At 72.7% G+C, this 8,230-nt stretch carries 8 protein-coding genes; 4 read left to right on the top strand and 4 right to left on the bottom strand.

Annotation, left to right across the window (positions count from 1 at the left end; translation table 11 throughout):
• Window positions 1-80: 80 nt before the first annotated feature.
• Window positions 81-359, bottom strand: a complete 279-nt coding sequence (locus V7E45_RS07135; protein WP_319150467.1) for a GlsB/YeaQ/YmgE family stress response membrane protein — start codon at window positions 357-359, stop codon at window positions 81-83.
• A 199-nt stretch (window positions 360-558) separates the two neighbouring features.
• Between V7E45_RS07135 and V7E45_RS07130 the strand changes: the two genes are divergently transcribed.
• Both V7E45_RS07130 and V7E45_RS07125 read left to right on the top strand, forming a co-directional pair.
• Complete coding sequence (locus tag V7E45_RS07130) at window positions 559-999, top strand: DUF3099 domain-containing protein (RefSeq protein WP_333773227.1); 441 nt, start codon at window positions 559-561, stop codon at window positions 997-999.
• Between the two features lie 224 nt (window positions 1,000-1,223).
• Window positions 1,224-1,439, top strand: a complete 216-nt coding sequence (locus V7E45_RS07125) for a hypothetical protein (protein ID WP_333773225.1) — start codon at window positions 1,224-1,226, stop codon at window positions 1,437-1,439.
• A gap of 45 nt (window positions 1,440-1,484) precedes the next feature.
• Here the strand turns inward: V7E45_RS07125 and moaA are convergent, their stop codons facing one another.
• The 3 genes from moaA to V7E45_RS07110 form a co-directional block, all read right to left on the bottom strand.
• The gene (moaA, locus tag V7E45_RS07120; RefSeq protein WP_333773224.1) at window positions 1,485-2,474 is read right to left on the bottom strand and encodes a GTP 3',8-cyclase MoaA; all 990 of its coding nucleotides are present in this window, start codon (window positions 2,472-2,474) and stop codon (window positions 1,485-1,487) included.
• A gap of 155 nt (window positions 2,475-2,629) precedes the next feature.
• Entirely contained in the window at window positions 2,630-4,255 is a 1,626-nt protein-coding gene (locus V7E45_RS07115) for a solute symporter family protein (RefSeq protein WP_333773223.1), read from the bottom strand.
• On the bottom strand, window positions 4,252-4,608 hold the full coding sequence (locus tag V7E45_RS07110) for a DUF485 domain-containing protein (RefSeq protein WP_333773222.1): 357 nt from the start codon (window positions 4,606-4,608) through the stop codon (window positions 4,252-4,254). Before V7E45_RS07110 ends, V7E45_RS07115 begins: the two co-directional genes overlap by 4 nt.
• Before the next feature lie 286 nt (window positions 4,609-4,894).
• Between V7E45_RS07110 and V7E45_RS07105 the strand changes: the two genes are divergently transcribed.
• Both V7E45_RS07105 and V7E45_RS07100 read left to right on the top strand, forming a co-directional pair.
• Window positions 4,895-6,421, top strand: a complete 1,527-nt coding sequence (locus tag V7E45_RS07105; RefSeq protein ID WP_333773221.1) for a S8 family peptidase — start codon at window positions 4,895-4,897, stop codon at window positions 6,419-6,421.
• A gap of 95 nt (window positions 6,422-6,516) precedes the next feature.
• On the top strand, window positions 6,517-7,896 hold the full coding sequence (locus tag V7E45_RS07100; protein WP_333773219.1) for a CoA transferase: 1,380 nt from the start codon (window positions 6,517-6,519) through the stop codon (window positions 7,894-7,896).
• The last annotated feature ends 334 nt before the right edge of the window (window positions 7,897-8,230 follow it).

Raw genomic sequence — 8,230 nt, 5'->3', positions numbered from 1 at the left:
CCCCCCCCCCCCCCCCCCCCCCCCCCCCCCCCCCCCCCCCCCCCCCCCCCCCCCCCCCCCCCCCCCCCCCGCGTCCGCCGTCAGGCCCGTTGTCTCCTCTTGCCCAGCGTCGCCATGTAGAGCATGTCGACCGCGAAGACGATGATGATCGCGGCGATGAGCTGGAAGGCGTGCCGGCTCCAGTCGATGCCCCGGGTCGTCTCGACACCGAGGGCGCGGGCGATGGCGTTGCCGACGATGGCGCCGAGCATGCCGCAGATGGTCGTCAGCCAGAGGGGGCTGTGCTGCTTGCCCGGGATGACGGCCTTCGCGATGAGGCCGAGGACGAATCCCACGATGATCGCCCACAACCAGCCCATGGCTGCCTCCTCGTACGGCTCGACGTGAGCATTGCTGCCAGTCTCGGCCGGTCCCCCGGGCCGCGCACGTCGGCCGCGGCCGTACGCGGCACGGGCGGGGTCGTGCGCGCGGGAGCCGGCCGACCCGGTCTCGTGGACGGTGCGGTCGCGGCGTAACGTGGGAGTGTCCTGGACCGGTTCCCCGCCGGGCGGGACGGGAATGCGGGCCGGGGAGTCCGATGCGGGCGGATGGTGGGATGTGACGCGGAAGCAGCACGGCGGCGTCGAGGTGTTCCGGATCACCGGAGCCCGGACCGGGCTGGCGGAGGACGTGCGGGGCCGGCAGCGGCGGTACGTCATCTCCATGACGATCCGCACCGCCTCGGTGATCCTGGCGGCCACCTTGTGGAACGTCGAACGGTACGTCGCGATCGTGGCACTGGTGCTGGGCGGGGTTCTCCCCTACATCGCGGTGGTGATCGCGAACGCGGGCCGGGAGCGGCCGCCCTCTCTTCCGTCGACCTTCGTCACCGCGCCGACCCGGCCGATGATCACGCCGCCGCAGGCGCGGGAAGAGGGCGCGCGGGCGGAATCCGTGGCGGGGGACGCGCCGCCGGATCCGGGCGCGGGGCCCCGGGGCGAACGGCCCGGACGGGCGTGACCACGGCGGACGCGGGAAGGCCGCCGGAAGCGGAAGACCGACCGCCGCCAAGCTCAAGAAAAGCTCAGATCAATCGTGCTGTTCCGGTGCCGGGCGGCGGGTGACCCATGACATACTGCGTACGCGCTCCGCATCCCCCGTCGGAGCGACGGACCGACGCCGGGCAGCTCCCCCCGTGGCTGCTCGGCGTCGCCTTGTGCGCACCTTCTCTGTGAGACGAATCCGTGAGTGAGACGCCCATCTGTTCCGCCAAGGGCTGCCGTGCCGACGCCGTGTGGGTGCTGGCGTGGAACAACCCGAAGGTCCACACGCCGGAGCGGCGGAAGACCTGGCTCGCCTGCGAGGAGCACCGCGAGCACCTCGCGCAGTTCCTCGGGGTCCGTGGCTTCCTGAAGGACGTCGTCAGGTTCGAGGACTGGCAAGCGCGCGAGAACTCGTAGTCACCGGCCGCCGATTTCCGGCCGCTGGTCGCCGGCGGCCGTTCGCTAGCCGCCGATCGCGGACATCGGCCGGTCCGGCTGGACGAACGACGGGTCGTCGAGGCCCGCTCCCGCCTTCTTGCCCCACATCGCCGTGCGCCAGAGGCCGGCGATCTCCTCGTCGGGGGCGCCGGAGCGCAAGGCCGTCCGCAGGTCGGTCTCCTCGGTGGCGAACAGGCAGGTCCGTATCTGTCCGTCGGCGGTCAGCCGGGTGCGGTCGCAGGCGGCGCAGAACGGGCGGGTGACCGAGGCGATCACACCGACCCGGTGCGGGCCGCCGTCGACCAGCCAGCGCTCCGCCGGTGCCGAGCCGCGTTCGTCGGCGCCCTCGGGGGTGAGCTCGAAGCGGGTGCGCAGCGAGGCCAGGATGTCCCCGGCGGTGACCATGCCTTCGCGCTTCCAGCCGTGCTGGGCGTCCAGCGGCATCTGCTCGATGAACCGCAGTTCGTAGTCGTGTTCGACGGCCCAGGCCAGCAGGTCCGGGGCCTCGTCGGCGTTCAGGCCGGGCATCAGGACGGTGTTGACCTTGACCGGGGTGAGGCCGGCCTCGCGGGCGGCCCGCAGTCCCTCGATGACGTCCTTGTGCCGGTCGCGCCGGGTGAGGGTCTTGAAGACGTCCGGGCGCAGGGTGTCCAGGGAGACGTTGACCCGGTCGAGGCCCGCCGCCTTCAGCGCGGACGCGGTGCGCCCGAGGCCGATGCCGTTCGTCGTCAGGGACGTCCGGGGCCGGGGCGTGAGGGCCGCGACCCGCTCGACGATGCCGACCAGGCCGGGACGGAGCAGGGGTTCGCCGCCGGTGAAGCGGACCTCCTCGATGCCGAGCAGGCGGACCGCGATGTCGATGAGGCGGACGATCTCGTCGTCCGTCAGCAGGTCGGGCTTGGCCAGCCACTGCAGGCCTTCCTCCGGCATGCAGTAGGCGCAGCGCAGGTTGCAGCGGTCGGTCAGCGAGACCCTCAGGTCGGTGGCCACTCGGCCGTAGGTGTCGATGAGCACGTGGGCCCCCTCCCTCGTTCGGAGCACTCATTCTCCCGTCACCTGCGAGCCTACGTGAGAGCACGGACAACGACAGCGGCCCGATCCCACGAGGTGCGGCGCGGCCGCGTCGTAGGACCGTACAGTCCGGTGCGACGCGGCCGTCCGGAGGAACCTCAGTGGGCTCCGGTGCCGGTCAGGGACCGCACTTCGAGCTCCGCGTACTTGCCGGTGTCCGGGACCTCCTTCGACAGGAGGGTTCCCAGGGCGCCGAGGAGGAAGCCGACCGGGATCGAGATGATGCCCGGGTTCTCCAGCGGGAACCAGTGGAAGTCGACGTCGGGGAACATCGAGGTCGGCTTGCCGGACACCACCGGCGAGAACAGCACCAGGCCGACCGCGGTGACCAGGCCGCCGTAGATCGACCACAGGGCGCCCGCGGTGGTGAACCGCTTCCAGAACAGGCTGTAGAGCAGGGTCGGCAGGTTGGCGGAGGCGGCGACCGCGAAGGCGAGGGCGACGAGTCCGGCGACGTTCAGGTCGCGGGACAGGGCGCCGAGGACGATGGAGACGGCGCCGATGCCGACGGTGGCGTAGCGGGCCGCGTTGATCTCCTGTTTCTCGGTGGCCTGGCCCTTCTTGATGACGTTCGCGTAGATGTCGTGCGCGAAGGACGAGGAGGAGGCCAGGGTCAGGCCCGCGACGACCGCGAGGATCGTGGCGAAGGCGACCGCCGAGATGCTGGCGAGCAGGATCGCGCCCCAGTCGGAGTCGGTTCCGCCCAGGTGCAGGGCGAGGAGCGGGGCGGCGGTGTTGCCCGCCTTGTTGGAGGTGATGATCTCGCCGGGTTTGATCAGCGCGGCCGCGCCGAAGCCCAGGGCGAGGGTCATCAGGTAGAAGGCGCCGATCAGGCCGATCGCCCAGATGACGGACTTGCGGGCGGCCTTGGCGGTGGGGACGGTGTAGAAGCGGATCAGGATGTGCGGCAGCCCGGCGGTGCCGAGCACCAGGGCGATGCCGAGCGAGATGAAGTCCAGCTTGGTGGTGCCGGTGGCGCCGTACTTCAGGCCGGGCTCCAGGAACGCGGAGCCCTTGCCGCTGTTGTCGGCGGCCTTGCCGAGCAGGTCCGAGATGTTGAAGTGGAACTTCAGCAGGACCAGGAAGGTGAGCAGGACGGCGCCCGCGATCAGCAGCACCGCCTTGACCATCTGCACCCAGGTGGTGCCCTTCATGCCGCCGATGGTGACGTACACGATCATCAGCAGGCCGACGAGGGCGACGATGCCGATCTTGCCGCCGTCGCTGGTGATGCCGAGGAGCAGCGAGACCAGGACGCCGGCGCCCGCCATCTGGGCGAGCAGGTAGAAGATCGACACGACGATGGTCGACGTGCCGGCCGCCGTCCGCACCGGGCGCTGGCGCATGCGGTAGGCCAGAACGTCGCCCATGGTGTAGCGGCCGGAGTTGCGCAGTGGTTCGGCGACCAGCAGCAGGGCGACCAGCCAGGCGACCAGGAAGCCGATGGAGTAGAGGAAGCCGTCGTAGCCGAAGAGGGCGATGGCGCCGGCGATGCCGAGGAAGGACGCGGCGGACATGTAGTCGCCGGAGACGGCGAGACCGTTCTGGAAGCCGGTGAACTGGCGGCCGCCGGCGTAGAAGTCGGCGGCGCCCCGGGTCTGGCGGCCCGCCCAGACCGTGATGACGAGGGTCGCGGCGACGAACACCGCGAACAGGGTGATGATCAGCGGCCGGTGCTCGCTCGCCTCGCCGGCGGCGAGCAGGGTGTGCTGTGCGGGGCTCATGCTCCGCCCTCCATCCGGGACTTGAGGGCCTCGGCCTTGGGGTCGAGCCTGGTGGCGGCGTGCCGGGCGTACCACCAGGCGATGAGGAAGGTGGTGAGGAACTGGGCGAGGCCCAGGACGAGGGCGACGTTGACGTTGCCGGCCACCCTGGTGCCCATGAAGCCGCCCGCGTAGTTCGAGAGCAGGACGTACAGCAGGTACCAGGTGATGAATGCGATGGTCAGCGGGAAGGCGAACGAGCGGTGGGAGCGGCGCAGTTCACCGAACTCCTGGCTCTGCTGCACCTCGGTGAACTGCTCGGTGGAGGGAAGGTGGGCTTGGGGTTCCGCGGGGGGCGGTGTCTCGGTGGCCACGGAGTCTCCTCGCGTTGCGGGCGTGCGCTTCGGACCTCACTGGGACGGGGAACCGCGCTACGGCGAGTCATCGGTCGACTCCCCGGTGTGATTCCCGTGGGGGGCCTCGATCCTGGTGGGCCCTCCGTCCACGGTCACGGCGCCACGCGCGGAGCGGTTCAAGCCGGCCGCGCCCTTTCGTGGATCAGTGTGTGGGGATAGCTTCGGCCTGCACCACCCGTCATGTACCTGCCCGAGCACCACCTGTGTCTCGGGCGGTTCCGTATCCGGATGATGTGGAGATCCCATGGCTCATCTGCGTTCCAGACGCCGGCTCGCGCTCGCCGTGCCGGTCGTGCTGTCGCTGACCGCCTCGCTCGGCTTCCTGCCGACGGCGGCCTCGGCGTCGACCCCGGCTGCCGCGACGGCGCGGACTGCGGACGGACCGAACCTCGCGTACGTGGTCAACACCTCGACGGACCACCGCACGGTCGAGTCGGTGACGGCGGCGATCAAGCGCAACGGCGGCACGGTGGTGGCGAGTTACGACAGGATCGGCGTGATCGTCGCGCACTCGGCCGCGCCCGACTTCGGCGCGCGGATGCGTGCGGTGCGGGGCGTGGACTCGGCGGGCGCCACGCGCACCGCCCCGCTGGCCCCGGCGGGGACGACGGACGAGGGCGCGGTGCAGGTCCTGTCCAAGGCGGAGGCCGCGAAGGTCGCCAAGGGCGCGTCGGCGGGCGAGGAACCCCTCGAGGCCGACCAGTGGGACCTGCGGGCGATCGGCGCGGACAAGGCCGCCACGATCAACCCAGGAAGCCGGGACGTGACCGTCGGTGTCATCGACACGGGCGTGGACGACACCCACCCGGACATAGCGCCGAACTTCTCCGCGTCCCAGTCCGCGAACTGCGTGAGCGGCAAGCCGGACACGACGTACGGCGCCTGGCGGCCGGTGGACGCCGACCACTACCACGGCACGCATGTGGCGGGCGAGATAGCCGCGGCCCGCAACGGCATCGGGGTGGCGGGCGTGGCGCCCGGGGTGAAGGTCGCGAGCATCACGGTGGCCCAGCCGGACGCGACCTCGCTGTTCTACCCGGAGAGCGTGGTCTGCGCGTTCGTGTTCGCGGCGGACCACGGCATAGAGGTCACCAACAACAGCTACTACGTCGACCCGTGGATGTACAACTGCATGGACGACCCTGATCAACGTGCCATCGTGGACGCGGTCAACAGGGCCCAGCTGTACGCACAGCGCAGGGGCACGCTCAACGTGGCCTCGGCCGGCAACTCGGGCGACGACCTCGACTCGCACGCGATCGTGGACGACTCGAGCCCCGACGACTCGACGGCCGTGCCGCGTACGGTCGACCCGCACGAGTGCTTCGACGTGCCGACCCAGCTGCCCGGCGTGGTCACCGTGAGCGCGGTGGGCGTCACGGGCGCGAAGTCGTACTACTCCAGCTACGGACAGGGCGTCATCGACGTGGCCGGCCCCGGCGGCGACAAGTACCAGATCCCGGACACGCCGTCGAAGAACGGCCGCATCCTGTCCACGCTGCCGAACGACCAGTACGGCTTCCTCCAGGGCACGTCGATGGCGTCCCCGCACGTGGCCGCCGTGGCGGCGCTGCTGAAGTCGGCCCACCCGCACGCCACTCCGGCGCAGTTGCGGGCGCTGCTGAAGGCCCAGGCGGACAACCCGGGCTGCCCGGCGGGGCCCTACGACTGGAACGGCGACGGGGTCGTGGACGCCACCTGTGTCGGCGGCAAGCGCGTCAACGGGTTCTACGGCTTCGGTGTCGTGAACGCCCTGCGCGCGGTGCGGTAGGGGGCCGAGGACGCCGGACGGCGTCGGTCCCTCCGTGCGACCTTGCACACCCCTTCCCCTGAATATTGATTGAATCAATACTGCATGCTTGGTGCATGACCAATCAATATGCAGCGTGGACGGCGCTCGGCGGTGACCCCGCCCTCCTTCCGGCCGTCTCGGCCGTCGGGCGGGCGGGGCCGCTGCCGTCGAGGCTCCCCGTGCGGGAACTGGCCCGCGCCTGCGTGGGCGCGTGCGCGCTGGCCGCCGCCGAACTCGGGGCGCGGCGGTCCGGGTGTGCCGAGGTGCCCGGGGTGCGGGTGGACGACGGCGCGGTGGCCGCCGCCTTCCACAGCGAGCGGCTGCTCCAGGTCGACGGGCGGCCGCCGGTCGTCTTCGCGCCGCTGTCGCGGTTCTGGCGGACGGCCGACGGCTGGGTCCGCACCCACGCCAACTACCCGCACCACCGGGTCCGGCTGCTCGGCGCCCTGGGCCTGCCCCCGGACGCCACGGTGCCGGAAGTCGCCGACCGGCTCGCCGGACGCTCCGCCACGGAGGTGGAGGAGACGGTGTACCGCGCCGGCGGACTCGCCGTCGCCCTGCGCACCCCGGCGCGGTGGGCGCCGCACGAGCAGGCCGCCGAGGTCGCCGCACGGCCCCTGGTCGAGCGCGAGCGGCTGGCCGCCGCGCCCCCGCGCGTGCTCCCGCCGCTCGACCCGGCCGCCGCTCCCCTGCTGCCCGCCGCCGGGCTGCGGGTGCTGGACCTGACCCGGGTGCTGGCCGGCCCGGTCGCCACCCGCACCCTGGCGCTGCTCGGCGCCGACGTCCTGCGGCTGGACGCCCCGGGGCTGCCCGAACTGCCGGACCAGCACGCCGACACGGGCTTCGGCAAGCGGTCGGCGACCCTCGACCTCGGCGCCGACCGGGACACCTTCGAGGAACTGCTGGCCTCGGCGGACGTCGTGGTCACCGGCTACCGGCCGGGCGCCCTGGACCGGTTCGGGCTCTCCCCGCGGGCGCTCGCCGAGCGGCGCCCGGGGCTGGTCGTGGCCCAGGTCTCGGCCTGGGGCGCGTACGGGCCCTGGGCCGGGCGGCGCGGCTTCGACAGCCTGGTGCAGGTCGCGACCGGCATCGCGGCGACGGAGGGGACGGCCGCGGAGCCCGGCGCGCTGCCCGCGCAGGCACTGGACCACGGCACCGGCTACCTGCTGGCGGCGGCCGTCCTGCGGGCGGTCACCGAGCAGTCGTACGACGGACACGCCCGCGGTGTACGTCTGGCGCTCGCCCGGACCGCGCACTGGCTGACGCGGGAGGTCCGGCCGGAGCCGGCGGCGGACGACGCACCGTACCCGGCCCCGGACACCTGGCTGGCCGAGACCGACAGCCGCCTCGGCCGACTGCGGCACGCCCTGCCCCCGGTCTCCTTCACCGGCGGCCCCACCAACTGGTCGCGCCCGCCCGTGCCATGGGGCACGGACCCGGCCACCTGGGACTGAGCGCCCGCCTGAGCCGCCCGGACGGTCCTGCCGGAACGGGCGGCGGACGACGCCGGGGGCCTGGGCCCGGACGCCTGGCTGGGACTGGGCACCCGCCGGGGCCGCCCGAGCGGGACCCCCGCCGGAGCCGCCCGAACGGCCCCGCCGGGAGGCGGGCGGCCGTGCGAAGCGTGTGATTCGCCTCGGCCGGAAAGGACTGGTGCGGGGCGGTGGCGGGGCGTCCGCCGCCCACCCGGACTTACCCGGCCGGGCGGCCCTGCCGGGAGGCGGGCGGCCGCGTGAGCCGTACAGCCCCGCCGCCCCCGGCAGGACACGTTCGCGCCGGAGCAGGCCC

The organism is Streptomyces sp. IBSBF 3136 (assembly GCF_036815105.1).
Taxonomy (GTDB): Bacteria; Actinomycetota; Actinomycetes; order Streptomycetales; family Streptomycetaceae; genus Streptomyces.
The sequence above is the reverse complement of the archived record's forward strand: the minus strand, read 5'-3'. Positions and strand labels throughout refer to the sequence as shown.